Raw genomic sequence first — 14514 nt, forward strand, 5'->3', positions numbered from 1 at the left:
CCGTCAGAGGGTGATGTCCGTGCTCATGTACTCGATCTGCGTGGGGTTCGTGCCGTCGTACAAACCGGTGAAGTTGAACGTCGGCTTCACCACGTCGAAGCCCTCCACGACCGGGGGCGCGTCGTCGAGCCGGATGGCCGGAATCTTGATGGTGAACCGCTCGGCGTTCGCCGCGGCGATGATCGGACCGGTGAAGTCCCACACGAACGACGTGGCCGCATCCGAGGTGTGGAGGTCGTCGAGGATGGTGGAGACGTAGTCGCCCTCCAGCGACCCGGTGATCTTCACCTGGTCGTTCGAGATGGGCTCCTTCTTCAACCCGGCCTGTCCGGCGTAGAACCGCTCTGTGGCCTGCGGGCGCTCGATCTTCACCGAGACCTTGCGGATGCCGTCCAGGGCCACCTCGGAGTTGTACGTGCCGGTCTTAACCGACATCTGCCCGAAGTGGAACGGGGACATCGAGGGGTACGTGGCGACGGCCAGCGTCTGCGTCTCGTCGCAGTCCTTGGCGTCGATCTCGAACGTGGCCAGCAGCATGCCGCCGACCTCGCACGAGAACTCCGCCGAGATGACCTTGCAGCCGAGGAACGTCTTGTCGGTGACGGTGCCCGTGGTGAGGGGGACACCCTTCTGGATCACCAAGGACTTCCCGGCGGTGTCCGCCAGGATGTGCGTCTGGAGGTACGCCGCGGTGGCTGCCTGCTGCACCGGGGTCACCGTCGTGCCCATCAGCGACTGGAGCAGAACGCCCATCGCCTTGTTGGTGACCTCCATGTCCAGCGACCCGGACGCCTGCCGCTGCGTGACCACACGGCGGGACGACAGCGGGACCAGCCGACCGGCAGCGATGCCGGCGGACTGCGCGGTCGTCTTCTTGAGCTGGAGGGACTCTTTGGTGAACTCGATGAACTTCGTCGGCGCGAGGAACGTCCCGTAGGACGCCTCTGCCGCGATGCCGATCTGGGCACCGAGCCCGGAACCGATCGCCATGGGTCAGCCCTCCTTCGAGGTGATGGCGGGCTTCGCCGTGGGGGTGGTCTTCCTCGCAGCCGGGGTCTCGCCCTTGGGCTCCTCGACCGCCTCCCACGTCGCGGTCTGGCAGACGTACCCGTCGTACCGGGCGTCGGGCACCTCGACCAGCTCGTCCGGGTGGATCGTCCTGCTGCCGAGCTCCGGCACGGTGACCGGCTCGGCGCCGATGTAGCGCACTCGCGCCATGGCGTTCCTCCTGATGGTGGGGTGTTCAGATGCGGGCGCGGTACGCCACGGTGAAGGCGAGTCCGGCATACGCGCCATCCGGGCCCTGCTCCTGGACCAGGGACCCGGCGGTCAGCTCCGACCAGAGCACCGCACCGCCGAGCGTCGGCGCGTCCGGTGCCGCGTCGGTGGCGCGGAGGCGGTACTCCACGACGGCCAGCAGATCGAAGACGCGCCCCCGGCACCACGCCATGTCGCCGCCGCCGTCGCGGGTCTCCAGGTAGCAGGCGATGGATGCGTCCTCGTTGCGGCGCCGAGCGCCAACCACGGCGAAGGCCTGCTGAATCTCAGCCGCCTGCTCGGCCCCGGGAGACCAGCCGACGTACAGCCGGTCCGGCTCGGAGAGGTTCGAGTTTGGCGGCGGCCCGTCGATGACCCGGACCTCGGCCAGCTCCGGCGCAGGGCCGAGCGCGGCGAGCAGCGCAGAGATCGCAGCGGGTACTGCTGACGTCGCCATCAGCCTATCCCCGGCGGACGCTTGAACGGCTCCAGCAACTCCAGCACCCGGTTCGGTACGGCGTACCCGAACCCGGGGATGGGCTCGCTGACCGAGTAGCTGTCGTCCGAACTGGCGCCCCGGGCCGGACCGTTGCGGGTGCGCCACAGGTGCTGGAACAGCAGCAGCGCCGCGAGCCGGATGGTCGGCGGGGCTTCGTCCCGGCCCGCCGTGTAGACGGCCGTCCACGGGCCCCCGGTGAACTGGGAGCGGTCCGCGTAGGCGACCACCCCGGACGGGCCGTCCACGTGCAGCCCAGCCACGTTCACGGCCGTACCGCCGGTCTCCACCGGGGTGAGCGAGGCGATGGCGAGCACCGGCGTGCTCAGCAGGACGACGGCCGTTCCCTGGCCGGTCACGGTCTCCGAGATCTCCCGCTGCTCAACGACGCCGACGTACCCCTCGATGACCGAGGTGAGGGCGTCGATGTACATCTGGATCTCGGCGTCCGAGCCGCTGCCCCGGGTGCCGGTCTGCGCCTTCGCTTCGTCGAGCGTGAGCAGAGCCACGACCCACCTCCTCTACGTAGTGCGGGTCTCGCGCCGGACCGGCCGTTTGCGGGTGCGCTCCGGCCGGGCCCCACCGGACTCCGGGGTCTCGGGCTGTTCGTCGCGGACCATGACGGCTCGAACTCCGTCAGCCCACACGGACGCCTCGGCGCCGGGCAGGTCCACGACCTCCCCCGGCGCCCACGCGAAGCCCCGCCCCGACACACTGGTCAGCATGCGGATGCGGGCCATCAGCCACTCAGCCCCTGGTGCAGATCGTTGACCTCGCGCTCCGCCTGGGACTCGGCACTCTCGATCGCCTTGTCCTGCGCCTCCTTCAGTGCCGCGACGTCCGGGTCCGGCTCGGACGGACCAGCACCCTCCGGGGCGGACGACACCCCGCGGGCCGCGACGTCCACCGCGCTGGCCGCCTGCTGGCCAAGCTGCTGCTTCGCCGCGGCGATGGCCACGTCCTTGTCGCCGATGAACTCCGGGGCGACCTGGTCCATGCTGCCGTCCGCGCGGCGCGACGCCATGACGATCCGGTCATGGTCACCGCCCTTTGCCGCGGCGGCGGAGGGCTTCTCCTGGAGCACCCCGGAGTCGGTGGTGCTGGGCTTCGGCGTGTTCGCCATGGTCGGTGTCCTCTCTCGGTCGATCAGGTTGCGGAGTTGCGGTAGGCGCGGATCGCGGCCGTGTCCTGGGGGGTACCGTCGGCGCGCGAGAACGCCAGGAAGCCGACCTGCAGGAAGTCGGCGTAGCGCTCGGCCAGGCGCAGGGTCTGGATGTCGGAGACGTCGCGGATCAGGTAGCCCGCGAAGAAGTCGCCGAACAGGATCGACTTGGCGTTGGCCGCCATCGCCGGCATGTCCTGGTTGACGGTGTACCCGTAGCCCAGCACCTTGTCGGGGACCCCGGCCTGGACGGAGGGCTCCCACAGCGGCCGGCCCTGGCCGTCCTTCAGCTTGCGCACCGATCCGAGCGTGGAGTCAGCGAGCATGAACTGCACGCGTCCGGAGTTGCGGTACGCCGGGTCGACGGAGTGGACGAGGTCGATCAGGTCGTCGTAGGTGACGCTGGTCGTCTGGCCGGTGCCGCCGGTCTTGCCGATGATCGCGTTAGTCTGGACGCCTTCGGGCTGAGCGGTGCCGGTGCCGGTCGTGAAGTGCGTGTTCTGGATGCGGCCAATGCGCTCACCGAGCTTGCGGGCCAGCCAGTTCTCGAAGTCGAGGACGCTGTCCTGGAGCAGCTGGAGCGAGACCCGGACCAGCTTCGACGTGTACATGTACGCGCCGATGTCCTGCTGGCCGAGGGTTACGTCCTGCTCGGTGACCTGGGTGTTCTCGGCCAGGATCGCGCCGACGTTCCCGGTGTCGTCGTTGGTCGGCCACGGGAGCGTCTGTCCCGACTCAGTGGTGATGACTTCGGAGACCTGGCGCATCGCGCCGAAGAACTTCATGGTCTCCACCATGGTCGCGCGGAACGCCGGCGGGACGACGTAGCCACCTGCGGCGCCGGTCGCCACGCCCTGGGCGCGCAACTCCTTGCCGTCGACCCACCCTGTGCGGAGCACGTTGCGCTCCTCCGAGGTGAGGTCCTGGGTGCCGTCTCGGAGCCAGGACCGCCACGCGTCCTGGTACGCCGTGACGCCGCGTTCCCCGCCGTGGCGGGCGCGGGCCTCCTCGGCCTCCGCGGTGTCCGCCCCGGGGGCGACGATCTGCGAGTAGTCGACGGCAGCGAGGCGGGAGTGGCGCTCCTCGGTCTCGATCTCGACGGACAGGCGCTCGACGTCCGCGAGCGCCGCCTCCCACGCCGCCCGGTCCTCGCAGGACAGCGGGGTGTCGTCGCCCCGGGACTGGAAGTCCTGGGCGGCGGCCCACGCGGTGGCCCGCTTGTCGAGCAGGCCCTGAAGGTTCGGCATTGTGCCTCCCAGCACGAAGAGCCCCGACCGCCGTTGAGCGGGGGGCTGGAAAGGGATGTGAGAGCGGCTACCGCGCGAGGAGGTAGCGGGCGGCGAGCGCCTCCATGCGCATCGCCTGACGGGCCCCAGTGGTCTCTCCCGGCTGGGTTGCGTCGCCGCTGCGAGTGGGCGCTGGGCCCGGCTCGCGGCGGAAGTTCAGAAGTTCGGGCCGGTACGCGGCCCGGCGGTCGAAGGCCGCGTCGTCGCCGCGCGCGGCCAAGGCAACCCCCACCGAGCGGAGGCCGGCGTCGGTGTCCTCGTAGGCGGGGAAGGTGACGGCGCTGACCTCGAAGAGCTGTACCTCGCGGATGACCCGCAGTTCGACCTCGGCCTTGTCCCCGTCGACCGTTTCCATCTCCAGCGGCTCCCACTCGTCTTTCACGACCCGGAACCCGAAGCTCATGCCGGTGATGTTCCGGTTGTCGAGGTTCACCACCAGGTCGCTGACGTAGGAGAGGCGCGTGTCGAGGTCGGCGTCGACGGCCAGACCGACCTGGTCTTGGGCCAGGCGCAGACTGCCGGCGGAGACCCTGGAGACGACGAGGCTCGTGTCGTGATCCACGAGCATGCGGGCGTCCCCCTCGCTGATGGTCTTCGTGAACGCGCCGGGGGCGATCTCCTCGTAAAATCCCCAGGTCAGCGGGTTGCCGATCGCGGTGCGGGAGTTGAACACCGCAGCGTGACCGGCGAAGCCGCGCGATCCACTCTCGTCGGCATCCCGGACCTGAAGGCCCGCCGTGGCGAGCGTCAGATCTCGGCGCTCAGTCGTCTTCGGCATCGCTGCCCTCCTTCGTCTCAGAACCGGCCAACAGGGCGGCGGCCTTGGTGAGGTGGTCGGCGGCACGGGCCGCCCGGTCCACATCCGGCGGAAGGTCTGCCGGCGCCTTGACGCTGGGGTCGTAGCCCAGCGGCGCCATGTACAGCGGCTGGAGTCGCATGTCGCCCTCGGGGCCGGTGAGCGGCGGGCGGTCCTCCAGGCCGAGGATGTCGTTCGCGGAGAACGCGCCGACGTCACGCATCGCCCGGTAGAACGTTGCTCGCGCGGCACTGTCCCCGCGAAGAAGCCCGCCCAACTGGTACTTCGCATAGATCGTCTTGGGCAACAGTTCCTTCGTGACCCGCTGCTCGGTCGGGGTCAGCCACGTCGGCGCGAGGTCCCAGGTGACGAACCCCTGCGCCTGCTGTTCCAGCCCGGTGCCCCAGCTCGTGGACTTCTCGGTGGACATCAGCAGGAACGGCGGCACGCCGAACATCCTGCTCACCTCGGTGACCTGGAACATGCGGGACTCCAAGAACTGGGAGTCCTTGTACGGCATCGTCACCGGGTGGAACGACGCCCCAGAGTCGAGGATCGCCACGTCGTGTGCCGACTGGCCGCCGCCGTATCGCGCCTTCCACCCAGCCTTCAGCGCCGCCGCCTGGTCCGGGTTTAGCCGCTGCTCGGTCTGCAGTACACCGGAGATCATGTTGCCGCTGCCGTACAGGCGGCCTGCCGCACGCTCGGCGGCGATCCCCAGACCAATGCCCTGTGCTGCGGCGCGGATCGGAGAACACCCGGTCACCCCGTCGTACCCCAGTGCGGGCAGGTGCAGGATCTCCGTCGGCGTGCGCCGCACTCGAGCGCCGTCCTCGATCTGGATCCAGAACACCTTGCCGCTCGGGTTCCCCGCGGTCGGCTGCTCCTTGTCGACCTGCACCCTGTCCGGGCGAATCGGCCACAACTGCACGACGACGCCAGCCCCGTTGACCACCTTCTGCAGGTAGGCGTTGCCCCAGAGCAGCCGGTGCACGTACACCAGGCGCCACAGCTCGAACCTTGTCAGCTCGGGGTGGGGGTCCTCCAGCAGGGTCACCGCGACCCGGTCCTTCGTGCCCACGGTGTACGTGTGCAGCGGCAGGGACGCGGACACGTTCGCCACGACGGACACCGCCCGCCACACCGCTGGCATGTGCAGCGCGCCCGTCTCCGTGACGGCAACGCCCGCCTCGACCGGCGTCCCGCCACCCAGCAGCGCGGACAGCGACGACGAGGTGAGCGGGACCGTGGGGTTCTCCACCGTCGCCCTGCTCTCGAACAACCCGAAGAGGCTCATCCCGTCCCCTTCCGTCGCGCCTGCTCCCGTTCAACCGCGAGCACCCCGAGCACACCGGCCAGAACCAGCCCGGCCGGCACCGACCACATCGCCACCCCAGCCAGCCCGGCCAGCAGGAACAGCACTTCAACGACTCCCAGGAGAATCACCACAGGTTCGGCGCTCCTTCCGGCTCGGCGTCCGCGCGCTCCGCATGGCCCCACACGGCGAGCGTGCAGCCCACCAGCGGGCTGATGTCTACGGACACCCCACGACGCGCCCACGCCCAGCCGTCGCCCACCGGCCGCTTGTCCGCCCCGGCAAGGGCGGTCGACAGCGGCGCCTGATCCAGGTGCACGATCGCCTGCGAGGCGACCGCGTCGAAAAACTGCCCGGTAGCGCCCGCGATCTGCCGGGTCTTCGGTTCGAGCAGCAGGTCCGGCATGCCGAGCAGCTCCAGCTCCTTGCGCACCGCCGGGATCAGTGAGCCGGCCGGACCGCCCGGATCGATGACGACCGCGCACGGACTCCACTTCTCCACCAGCTCGACGAGCCGTTCCACCACCCAGCCGGTGCCCGGCCGGTGGTCCACCACCTCGACGTGCACAGCCTCGCCGGATCGGCCGGCCGCGCAGATCGCCGCGTGCGACCGCTCCGGCGTCATGTCGACCGCGAAGCTCACCGGGTCAGCCATCGAGCTGGTGCCGTCCGCCAGCGCCCGCCACACCTCTTCGTCGATAACCCGCCACGTGTCCTCCCCGTCCGTCGGGTAGTCGCCGACGCCAAGCCGCTCACGGGCAAAGATCTCAGGAGACATGGTCAGCCGCTCCCGCTCCGTGTGCTCCAGCGTCAGGCGGTAGCCCAGGGCCGGATTGGCTTTCGCTACGGACAGTGGCGACAGCGGGTCGTCGTGGTCGGTACACCCGGGCGGGCACTCCCGAACGTGCGGGTCGATGCTCCACTCCAGGTACGCGAGCGACGGGTCCGGTTCGCCCCGCTCCATCGCGGCGAGAGCCCGGCGCCGCAGGCGCGCCAGCTGCTGCGACGGAGACCCGATTCCCGCGGACCCGAGGTACCAGACCTGCGGGTTCTTCACGGCCGCCATAGTCGGCATCAACGCGCCCATCGCGTCGTCGCCCAGGATCATGTCCTCGTCGAACATGTTGCAGTCCCCAGTGAAGCCACGACCGGAGCCTCCGGAGCGGGCCAGGAACCGCAGCCGCTGACCGGTGAGGAGTTCGATGGACTCTTCACCGGTCGTCCGGCGCACGGCCTTCACGCGCTTGCGCAGCGAGTCGGTGTTCGTGACCAGCGCGACGATGCGGCGGAACGCCTCGATCGAGGTCTTGAACTCATGGGCCGAGTGCAAGATCAATCGCTCGCCAAGCAGGAACAGGCCCGCCAGCTCGCGGGCTTCGATGATCCCGCCCTTGCCGTTCTGCCTGGCGACATTCACGGCGACCTCGAACGCCGACCAGCTGCCGTCCTGACGCTCGCCCAGGCCGACGTGCATGGCGAACTGCTGCCACTCGTCGAGGACCAGCTCAGCGTGTGCAGCAAGTTCGACGGCCTCCTGCCCGGCCGACGAGGTGTACGGCGGGGCAGTGAACACCCGCGGGCGCTGGGCGCCCCGGACGTCGGAAACGTGTACGAGGTCAGGCGCCGCGGCGCTCGGCCCGTCGAGCAGCGAGGTCATCGAGGACGTCCCCCTCCGTCGCGGGCGGCGCGAGCGCACGCAGCTTGGTCATGATCGCGTCGAGCTTGTCGGCGAGGACGGCCTGTGATGTCGGAGCGTCACCATCGGCGATCTGGTCGAGGGCCCGCGCGAGCTTGAGGGCGACGGCTGCCCGCCCGGGAGCGATGCTGGTCACGCCGAGTTTGTCAAGCTCGTCGCCAACTTCATCCGCGATCACGAGCCACCCCCATCACCCTGCGTGACGTTACCGTGCGTGATAATGATCTTGGGGTTAGGTGTGAGGCTTCGGTCAAGATCGTCTTTGGAATCGCTCGCGCAAAAAACAGGGCGAGAAGGGCGTTTGGGTCGCCCCCTCATGCCCTGAACTTTTGATCCACTCTCTCCCCGCCGGCGCCTGGCCGAGCGGCCCGCCGGTGGTCACCAGGTGCGTGATGCCTGCCTGGTCACCGGACGTGACCCGCCCTTGCGCCGGTCCCGATACCAGCGGGTGACCACGGCTTCCATGGCGGGCTGGCGCATGTCCCGGACCCGCTGACGGACGATCGCCTCGCCCGGGTCGACGGTGACGATGCGCGCGCCAAGTCGCTTGTAGTGCGCGCGGGCCTTCGCCTGCGGCATCGTGTGGATCAGATAGACGTCGACCACATCCAGGTGACGCTCAGCCTCATGGATGGCCGCCTGCCGGGCCCGGTGCACTACCCGGAGGAGCGCGGGGTGGTGGTCGTGGTGGTCGGCGCCGGGGCCGGCCATGGCGAGGGCCATCAGGTCGAGGTCGATGACGATGTCGGCGGGCTTGGCGTTGGCCCGGATGTAGCTGCTCTTCCCCGCGCCCGGCGGGCCGGTGACGACGATGAGCACGGCGTCACCTCCAACGGTCAGAGCCTCGCGCCTCCACTGCGTGGCGCGTCTGTCAGTCCTGCCTCTGCCAGGGCCATCCGGAGCACCTCGGCCATGGGGACATCCACGTGGTCGGGTGAGAGCGTGGGTGCTTCGGCTCTGCCGTACCAGGCCTCGGTGACGTCTACCCCGTTCACGGCGTCCACCCTGATGGGGTTGTGGCACGTCTCGATGTCGACGGTGGTGACGTCCTGCTCGATGGCGGGGACGAGGTGGGCGCGGACGATGGCGGCCCACGGGAAGCCGAGCGCCTCGTGGGCGACGTCCTGGTTGTCGCACCAGTCAAGCCAGACATCGGGGGTGTTGCCGTCGTTGAAGCCCCACTTGGACAGCAGGTCAGCGCTGAATAGGGTCAGGGTCGGCTCGGTCATGGTCGCCATGCTGTCACCACCTCCGTGAGGCTCGCTGCTGCGGGACGCTCGCCCGGTTCCCCCGCGCCGAGTTGCACCGGCGGTGCGCGGGCCGCGCGTTGGCCCGGTCGAGAAGATCGCCGCCCTTCGACAGGGGCTGCTCGTGGTCGAGGGTGAACGCGTCAGGGTGCTTGCCCGCCTCGACTCCCCGGATGTCGTACCGGATGTTGTGGCCGCAGAGCCAGCACGGGAGGCGCTGGGCCCGCAGCCAGTCGCATAGGGCGCGGTAGGGGCGCCCGGTGCGCGGGTTACCGGCCACGGGCGCCTCCCATCAGGTCAGCACTTCTTGTCGGCGAAGTACTGGAGCATTTCTGCTTCGTCGCCCGACGGGCTGCCGGCGGCGGCCATCTCCAGCGCCACGGCGTCAGCGCCGTCCATCGCCACCCGGTCGCAGATGACCTGCTGCTGTTCGGCGGGCGTCTGGTCCCATGCGCTGTCCCAAGCGACCTCGTTGGTGGCCTGGTCGAGGAAGTCGTCCTTGTGCGCGGCGACGACCTCGCTGGCGGCGGCAACGTACTCGTCGTGGGTGAGGTCCGCGCACTCGGGGTCGCCCGAGGCGTCGTGCACTTCCTCATCCGTGTAGTTGCGCTCCAGCAGAGCCTTGCAGTCGTTGGCGTCGTACTCCGCAGCCGGTGAGGCGGTGGTCGCCGTTGGAGTGGTCGCCCGTGCGCTCGCGGTGTCGCTGCTGCTGCAGGCGGTGAGCGTGGCGAGCAGGCCAGCCGCGATGAGCGTGGTGGCGATGCGTCTGTGCATGTGCGTGTCCCCCCGGACGTTGCGTGATGAGGGGGACATCATCGGCCACCTGGGGTTGCCGTGTCCTGCGTTCAGGCTGCGCGGGCCCCGGCGGGGAGCGGGGGCGGGTCGCCGAGGGTGATCTCGTCGGTCCAGGGGTCCCGTACCGCGCGTGGCAGTTCGCCGAGGTCGTACCGGACGCCCTTGCCGTGTCCGTGCCGACTGATGCGCCCTTCGGAGGCCCACCGCCAGATGGTGCCGGTGGCGCGGCCGGTGTAGACGGCGGCGTCGGCGGCGGTGACGAGGCGTGGGGGCATGGGCACCTCCCGGTGGAACGACGAAGGGCCACCCGGTGGGTGGCCCTTGCGCGCAGAAGTCCTAGTGAGACAGATCATGACTTCGGCGCTGGTGATCTGTCAAGTGCCGGTGGCATCACCGCTCTGGCGGTATCCGCGCCGTCCGGCGAGCGCGGTGGTGATGGTGGAGCCGTGCCAGGTGCGCACGCCGTCGGGGGTGGTGCGGTCGGGTTCCGGCCAGCGGCCTCGGCTGATGTCGGCATAGATGGTGTCCGCCGCGAGGCCGGTGGCCGTGGCGATCTCCGCGACGGTGTAGGCGTGCTGCGGGTCGAGCGTGGGCACCTGCCGGGCGTGGTGGTCCTGAACGAAGGAGTGGACCGCCTGTGGGTCGAACTCGCCGTTGCGGCCCCGTTTGGCGACGCGGGGCGGCCACGAGGGGTGGCGGCCCCACCGGGGGTTCTCCGCGACGTAGCGGGGGGCGAGGCCGTAGTGCGCGGCGATCTCGGCGTAGGTGACGCCCGTCCGCCCCTCGGGCGGCTCGGGCGGCGTGGTCGCTACCATCGGTAGTGGTTCTCCTCTGGGGAATCTGCTGCGGCCGACGGGGCGTGCTCCCCGCCTCAGGCGGTGGGCCTTCGGGCCCCGCCCCGTCGGCCCTTCTCGGTCAGAGCAGGGCGGCGCGGACGGCGGTGAGCGCCTCGTCGAGGCTGGCGGCGATGTTCTCGTGGCCGGTGAAGCCGTCGTCGTCGGCGGGGTCGACGGTCCAGCCCCAGCCGCTGTCGTCGTGGCCGTCGATCGTGGCGGCGTGGTCGCCCTTGGTGAGGGTGATGGCCAGGTTCCCGGCGGGCAGGGTGGTGATGTCGGCGTGCGCCGCGTCGCCGAAGGCGTGGCGGATCGCGGTCTGTGCGTCCTGTGCGGTGGTCATGGGGTGTGTCTCCTGGGTGACGGTGAGGACGATGGTGCGCCCGTCCGGGTCGGTGTGCGTGTGCCGGCCCGTGGGGGCCGTGTGGGGGCCGGCGGGGAGGGTGAGGCCGAGGCGCAGCGACCCGGTGGCGGGGCGGCGCGCGCTGGCCGGGTAGAGCTCGAACACGGCGCTGTCGAGTTCGGCGGCGTAGTGCTCGGGGCCGGACCCGTGCTGTTCCTTGACGAAGGCGAGGCCAAGGCCGGTGTAGAAGTCGCGGCACGCGTCGAGGCGGTCGGTGTAGATGACGATGAGGTCGGGGTGCATCGGGTGTCTCCTGGGGCGGTAGCTGTGGCAGAGGGGGCCCGCCCCCGGCTGGCTGCCGGGGGCGGGCGGTTGGTCTAGGCGCCGGGGCGCTGGTAGACCGTCTCGCCGTTCCGCCTGCTGGTGATGATCAGTTCCCCGTCGGGCTTCGCGTAGATCACGTTGCCCTTGGTGACTGCTACCAGCGTGCCGTCGTCTTCTCGGGTGGTGTAGTCCGCGCGGGGCGGGTACATCCGGCCGTCGAAGGCGAGCCCGGGGTTCGGGTCCTCGGGGATTCCGCTGTGTTCGTTCTCGACGATGGTGAGCGTTTCGGCGAGTTGGCGGAGGGCTTCCTCGGGGCCTGTTGCCGGGGGCAGCGCCGTCAGGCGCTGGTAGACGATGTTGAGTCGTTCTCCGATGGAGAGTCTCTGTCCGTCTGTCACGGCTACCTCTTTTGAGTTGGGAATCTGCCAGTCGTTCGGGGTGCTCCCCCCTTCCGACATCACTTACTTTACAGGACTCGACCCATACTTTGCAAGCCTCCTTGTGAGGTCTCTTCCGAGGGATTTGGAGCGCCCGGCCAGCGTCAGCGCCCCGTCTTCTCCTGGCCGTTGGCGGCGCCCGCGCTCTTCTCGGCGTCCCGGGCCGCCCGGCTCGCCTCGTTCTTCCGCCTCAGCTCTTCGAGGCTCATGTTCGGGAGTGCCATGCTGGTGGTCCTGTCTCGTGGTTGGGATGGGGTCCGCGTCCGGGGCGGCCGGGTGGCCTGGCAGCTGTCGGCCGCCCTGGGCGTGGAGTCAGTTGTCGGGTGTCTCGGTGACGACGAGGTCGGGGCGGTACCGCCGGATGCGTCCGATGCGCTCCTCGGCGAAGTCGGCTGAGTTGGTGGTGAACTCGTCGAGGAAGGTGCCGTCCTGGTCGACGACGCGGTAGCGGGTGAAGTCCACGGGGAGTACTCCTGGGTCTCGGGCCGGGCTGTCCGGCTCCCCTCACCGCCCGTCTCACTCGGGCGGATCGGGCAGCTGTCAGGCGACGTGCTGGACGTGATGCCGGACGGGGTTGTCGGGGTCCTGCTCGATCCGGAAGCCCCTCTCGGTGTTGTTGTCGTTGTTGTTGGCGGGCTGACCTGCGGCAACAACGTCGTCAGAGGCCCCCTTCTGAGCGGGGAGCGGGGTGGGGATGCTGCCGCCGCGGACGCCGGTGGAGGAGCCGCGCCCGCGCATCCTCACCGCCTCGACCGGCACGCCAGCCGCGCCGAGGGCCTCGCGGACGAGCTCGGGGGTGGTGTCGAGCGCCTCGGCGAGGGCGGTGATGTGGGCGTGCGGGGTGCCGATGCGGGCGAGGGCGTTGTGGAGGTCGCGAAGGGACGGCCCGGCAGGTGCCGGGGGAGCCTCGGGGGCGGTCGGCTCGTCCGGCTCCACTGCGTCGTCCTCGGCTGGCGCCTCCGCCGGTTCGTCCGCGCCGCGGTCCTGGGTCGGCGAGGCCTTCGGCGTCCAGTCGGGGTGGCCGATCCGGTACGCGGCGACGATCCACACTGCGGCGGCCGGCCAGAGGAGCCAGCGGGCGGTGGGTGACTGGACGGCGTGCCCGAGGGGGACGAGGAGTCCGCCGCCGGCCCTCCGGAGGATCAGCGCGCCACCGAGGAGGAGTCCGATGCGGAACACCTTGTCGTGTCCCTCTGCCTCGCCGACCCAGTCGGTGACACCCTCCTTCCAGGCTCGGCCCTTGCTGAGCAGCCGCTGGGCGAGCTGGCGAGCGCAGACAAGGCAGATCCTGCTGGAGCCGGTGGCGATGCGCTCGACGGCGGTCCGGAGCCACTGGGCGGTGGTCTGGTCGCTCACACCAGGCTCCCAAGGTCGCCATGGAGGAGGGAGGCGAGGAGCCAGTTCCCAAGGTCGTTGGCGCCGGGGACGACCAGGTCGCCGACCATGGCGAAGACCCCGGTGCCGATGGCGATCAAGACGCCGCAGAACACGCCCTTCTTCCACTTGCCCTTGACGACCTTGCCAAAGCGCTTGCGCAGCAGCCAGAGGCCGATGACGAGCGCGGTGACGACGAGGGCCCCGTTCCCATCGAGGCTGGGGGCACCGCCGGTGGCGACGGTCGGGGCAGTCGCGCCGGTCATCCATGCCATGACGGTGCCGCCGATCCCGTTGCCGCCCCATCGCAGGACGCCAGCGCCGTAGCCGAGGAGCCCGGCAGGGCAGGCGACCGCGAGCGTGCCGAAGGCGACGCCGAACCAGAACGGGATCAACTCCTTCGGATCCTTGGCCTTCCCGCCGCCCTCGGTGGGGCCGCCCTTGCCCCCTCCCCCGGCGGTGGCGCCGCGCCACCAGGTGACGTGTTCGACGGCGAGGAGGGCGAGGCCGACGGCGAGGCCGGCGGAGGTGATGGTGGCCGAGGTCGTGCCGCTGAGTCCGGCGGCGAGGGTGACGCTCATGGGCGTACTCCGGTGATGAGGTAGGTGATGGTGACGATCGGGAGGGCGATGGCGGGGCCGAGGATCGTGGTCCAGAGGGCGGTCCGGGCGGCGGCCGCGCGCACCTTCGGGGCCCACAAGTCGGGGTCGGCGTGGGCGGCGCGGATGCGGTGCACGTTGTCGGCGAACGCCGCCAGGCCGAACGGCACGGTGGCGATGACCCAGGCGCCTGCGAGGGCGTCTGCGTCGCGGACGGAGCGGAGGACGTCGGCCCAGAGCCCGACTGCGGGGAACGCGCAGAGGATGCAGGCGGCGTTGTAGCCGAGGCGGAGCCGCCTCCACCACGGGGGCCCGGGGGCGGGTTCCGGCTGCGCGGGGAGCCAGGCGGCCGGGTCGATGTGGATGGTGATATCGATCGGGGGCGGCACGGCGACGGGGGCCGGTGGCGGGGGTCGCCGCCACCACTCGCCTCCGGGGGCCGGGATGGGCGGGAAGACCGGCGGCGCTGGGGGCGGGGGCGGCGGGATGCTGCCGCCGGGGAGTGGTGCCCCGGCCGGGAAGATCCGGCTCGGGGTGATCGGCTTGGGCATGTG

24 protein-coding genes are annotated in these 14514 nt (G+C 70.4%); all 24 read right to left on the minus strand.

Annotated features, from left to right (window positions below; genetic code table 11):
* Window positions 1–3 precede the first annotated feature (3 nt).
* On the minus strand, window positions 4–990 hold the full coding sequence (locus ACWCWD_RS05855) for a phage tail tube protein (RefSeq protein ID WP_450770573.1): 987 nt from the start codon (window positions 988–990) through the stop codon (window positions 4–6).
* 3 nt (window positions 991–993) lie between these two features.
* Complete coding sequence (locus tag ACWCWD_RS05860; RefSeq protein ID WP_450770575.1) at window positions 994–1218, minus strand: hypothetical protein; 225 nt, start codon at window positions 1216–1218, stop codon at window positions 994–996.
* A 25-nt stretch (window positions 1219–1243) separates the two neighbouring features.
* Window positions 1244–1714, minus strand: coding sequence for a hypothetical protein (locus tag ACWCWD_RS05865; protein WP_450770577.1), 471 nt, complete (start codon window positions 1712–1714; stop codon window positions 1244–1246).
* Window positions 1714–2262, minus strand: a complete 549-nt coding sequence (locus ACWCWD_RS05870) for a hypothetical protein (RefSeq protein WP_450770578.1) — start codon at window positions 2260–2262, stop codon at window positions 1714–1716. The genes ACWCWD_RS05865 and ACWCWD_RS05870 overlap by 1 nt, the downstream gene beginning before the upstream one ends.
* A gap of 12 nt (window positions 2263–2274) precedes the next feature.
* A complete protein-coding gene (locus ACWCWD_RS05875) occupies window positions 2275–2493 on the minus strand; it encodes a hypothetical protein (protein ID WP_450770580.1) in 219 nt (72 codons plus the stop codon).
* On the minus strand, window positions 2493–2876 hold the full coding sequence (locus ACWCWD_RS05880; protein ID WP_450770581.1) for a hypothetical protein: 384 nt from the start codon (window positions 2874–2876) through the stop codon (window positions 2493–2495). Before ACWCWD_RS05880 ends, ACWCWD_RS05875 begins: the two co-directional genes overlap by 1 nt.
* A 23-nt stretch (window positions 2877–2899) precedes the next feature.
* Window positions 2900–4162, minus strand: a complete 1263-nt coding sequence (locus ACWCWD_RS05885; protein WP_450770582.1) for a phage major capsid protein — start codon at window positions 4160–4162, stop codon at window positions 2900–2902.
* Window positions 4163–4229: 67 nt separating this feature from the next.
* Entirely contained in the window at window positions 4230–4979 is a 750-nt protein-coding gene (locus ACWCWD_RS05890; protein WP_450770583.1) for an HK97 family phage prohead protease, read from the minus strand.
* A complete protein-coding gene (locus tag ACWCWD_RS05895) occupies window positions 4963–6294 on the minus strand; it encodes a phage portal protein (protein WP_450770585.1) in 1332 nt (443 codons plus the stop codon). The genes ACWCWD_RS05890 and ACWCWD_RS05895 overlap by 17 nt, the downstream gene beginning before the upstream one ends.
* A complete protein-coding gene (locus ACWCWD_RS05900; RefSeq protein WP_450770587.1) occupies window positions 6291–6446 on the minus strand; it encodes a hypothetical protein in 156 nt (51 codons plus the stop codon). The genes ACWCWD_RS05895 and ACWCWD_RS05900 overlap by 4 nt, the downstream gene beginning before the upstream one ends.
* On the minus strand, window positions 6440–7969 hold the full coding sequence (locus tag ACWCWD_RS05905; protein WP_450770588.1) for a terminase: 1530 nt from the start codon (window positions 7967–7969) through the stop codon (window positions 6440–6442). The genes ACWCWD_RS05900 and ACWCWD_RS05905 overlap by 7 nt, the downstream gene beginning before the upstream one ends.
* Window positions 7929–8144: a hypothetical protein gene (locus ACWCWD_RS05910; protein WP_450770589.1), complete on the minus strand. Its 216-nt coding sequence runs from the start codon at window positions 8142–8144 to the stop codon at window positions 7929–7931. The genes ACWCWD_RS05905 and ACWCWD_RS05910 overlap by 41 nt, the downstream gene beginning before the upstream one ends.
* Before the next feature lie 242 nt (window positions 8145–8386).
* Window positions 8387–8827 carry an AAA family ATPase gene (locus tag ACWCWD_RS05915; RefSeq protein ID WP_450770590.1) on the minus strand — a complete coding sequence of 147 codons (441 nt, stop codon included), beginning with the start codon at window positions 8825–8827 and terminating at the stop codon, window positions 8387–8389.
* Between the two features lie 17 nt (window positions 8828–8844).
* A complete protein-coding gene (locus tag ACWCWD_RS05920; protein ID WP_450770591.1) occupies window positions 8845–9237 on the minus strand; it encodes a hypothetical protein in 393 nt (130 codons plus the stop codon).
* 13 nt (window positions 9238–9250) lie between these two features.
* Window positions 9251–9535 carry an HNH endonuclease gene (locus ACWCWD_RS05925; RefSeq protein ID WP_450770593.1) on the minus strand — a complete coding sequence of 95 codons (285 nt, stop codon included), beginning with the start codon at window positions 9533–9535 and terminating at the stop codon, window positions 9251–9253.
* Window positions 9536–9552: 17 nt separating this feature from the next.
* Window positions 9553–10029, minus strand: coding sequence for a hypothetical protein (locus ACWCWD_RS05930; protein ID WP_450770595.1), 477 nt, complete (start codon window positions 10027–10029; stop codon window positions 9553–9555).
* Window positions 10030–10100: 71 nt separating this feature from the next.
* Complete coding sequence (locus ACWCWD_RS05935) at window positions 10101–10325, minus strand: helix-turn-helix domain-containing protein (protein WP_450770597.1); 225 nt, start codon at window positions 10323–10325, stop codon at window positions 10101–10103.
* A 99-nt stretch (window positions 10326–10424) separates the two neighbouring features.
* Entirely contained in the window at window positions 10425–10865 is a 441-nt protein-coding gene (locus ACWCWD_RS05940; RefSeq protein ID WP_450770599.1) for a helix-turn-helix transcriptional regulator, read from the minus strand.
* A 100-nt stretch (window positions 10866–10965) separates the two neighbouring features.
* Window positions 10966–11529, minus strand: coding sequence for a VOC family protein (locus ACWCWD_RS05945; protein WP_450770600.1), 564 nt, complete (start codon window positions 11527–11529; stop codon window positions 10966–10968).
* Window positions 11530–11603: 74 nt separating this feature from the next.
* Window positions 11604–11948: a hypothetical protein gene (locus ACWCWD_RS05950; protein WP_450770601.1), complete on the minus strand. Its 345-nt coding sequence runs from the start codon at window positions 11946–11948 to the stop codon at window positions 11604–11606.
* Window positions 11949–12299: 351 nt separating this feature from the next.
* Window positions 12300–12449 carry a hypothetical protein gene (locus ACWCWD_RS05955; protein ID WP_450770602.1) on the minus strand — a complete coding sequence of 50 codons (150 nt, stop codon included), beginning with the start codon at window positions 12447–12449 and terminating at the stop codon, window positions 12300–12302.
* A gap of 78 nt (window positions 12450–12527) precedes the next feature.
* The gene (locus tag ACWCWD_RS05960) at window positions 12528–13343 is read right to left on the minus strand and encodes a hypothetical protein (protein WP_450770604.1); all 816 of its coding nucleotides are present in this window, start codon (window positions 13341–13343) and stop codon (window positions 12528–12530) included.
* Complete coding sequence (locus ACWCWD_RS05965) at window positions 13340–13942, minus strand: hypothetical protein (RefSeq protein WP_450770605.1); 603 nt, start codon at window positions 13940–13942, stop codon at window positions 13340–13342. The genes ACWCWD_RS05960 and ACWCWD_RS05965 overlap by 4 nt, the downstream gene beginning before the upstream one ends.
* The gene (locus tag ACWCWD_RS05970; protein WP_450770606.1) at window positions 13939–14511 is read right to left on the minus strand and encodes a hypothetical protein; all 573 of its coding nucleotides are present in this window, start codon (window positions 14509–14511) and stop codon (window positions 13939–13941) included. Before ACWCWD_RS05970 ends, ACWCWD_RS05965 begins: the two co-directional genes overlap by 4 nt.
* Window positions 14512–14514 lie beyond the last annotated feature (3 nt).

It is taken from the genome of Streptomyces sp. NPDC001493, assembly GCF_053597235.1.

Bases quoted from the DNA above. Each gene is read 5' to 3' on its own strand.
- ACWCWD_RS05965 (WP_450770605.1), bottom strand. From the start codon at position 13,942: ATGAGCGTCACCCTCGCCGCCGGACTCAGCGGCACGACCTCGGCCACC.
- ACWCWD_RS05920 (WP_450770591.1), bottom strand. From the start codon at position 9,237: ATGACCGAGCCGACCCTGACCCTATTCAGCGCTGACCTGCTGTCCAAG.
- ACWCWD_RS05895 (WP_450770585.1), bottom strand. From the start codon at position 6,294: ATGAGCCTCTTCGGGTTGTTCGAGAGCAGGGCGACGGTGGAGAACCCC.
- ACWCWD_RS05905 (WP_450770588.1), bottom strand. From the start codon at position 7,969: ATGACCTCGCTGCTCGACGGGCCGAGCGCCGCGGCGCCTGACCTCGTA.
- ACWCWD_RS05865 (WP_450770577.1), bottom strand. From the start codon at position 1,714: ATGGCGACGTCAGCAGTACCCGCTGCGATCTCTGCGCTGCTCGCCGCG.
- ACWCWD_RS05860 (WP_450770575.1), bottom strand. From the start codon at position 1,218: ATGGCGCGAGTGCGCTACATCGGCGCCGAGCCGGTCACCGTGCCGGAG.
- ACWCWD_RS05855 (WP_450770573.1), bottom strand. From the start codon at position 990: ATGGCGATCGGTTCCGGGCTCGGTGCCCAGATCGGCATCGCGGCAGAG.
- ACWCWD_RS05875 (WP_450770580.1), bottom strand. From the start codon at position 2,493: ATGGCCCGCATCCGCATGCTGACCAGTGTGTCGGGGCGGGGCTTCGCG.
- ACWCWD_RS05880 (WP_450770581.1), bottom strand. From the start codon at position 2,876: ATGGCGAACACGCCGAAGCCCAGCACCACCGACTCCGGGGTGCTCCAG.
- ACWCWD_RS05940 (WP_450770599.1), bottom strand. From the start codon at position 10,865: ATGGTAGCGACCACGCCGCCCGAGCCGCCCGAGGGGCGGACGGGCGTC.
- ACWCWD_RS05945 (WP_450770600.1), bottom strand. From the start codon at position 11,529: ATGCACCCCGACCTCATCGTCATCTACACCGACCGCCTCGACGCGTGC.
- ACWCWD_RS05885 (WP_450770582.1), bottom strand. From the start codon at position 4,162: ATGCCGAACCTTCAGGGCCTGCTCGACAAGCGGGCCACCGCGTGGGCC.
- ACWCWD_RS05935 (WP_450770597.1), bottom strand. From the start codon at position 10,325: ATGCCCCCACGCCTCGTCACCGCCGCCGACGCCGCCGTCTACACCGGC.
- ACWCWD_RS05970 (WP_450770606.1), bottom strand. From the start codon at position 14,511: ATGCCCAAGCCGATCACCCCGAGCCGGATCTTCCCGGCCGGGGCACCA.
- ACWCWD_RS05890 (WP_450770583.1), bottom strand. From the start codon at position 4,979: ATGCCGAAGACGACTGAGCGCCGAGATCTGACGCTCGCCACGGCGGGC.
- ACWCWD_RS05930 (WP_450770595.1), bottom strand. From the start codon at position 10,029: ATGCACAGACGCATCGCCACCACGCTCATCGCGGCTGGCCTGCTCGCC.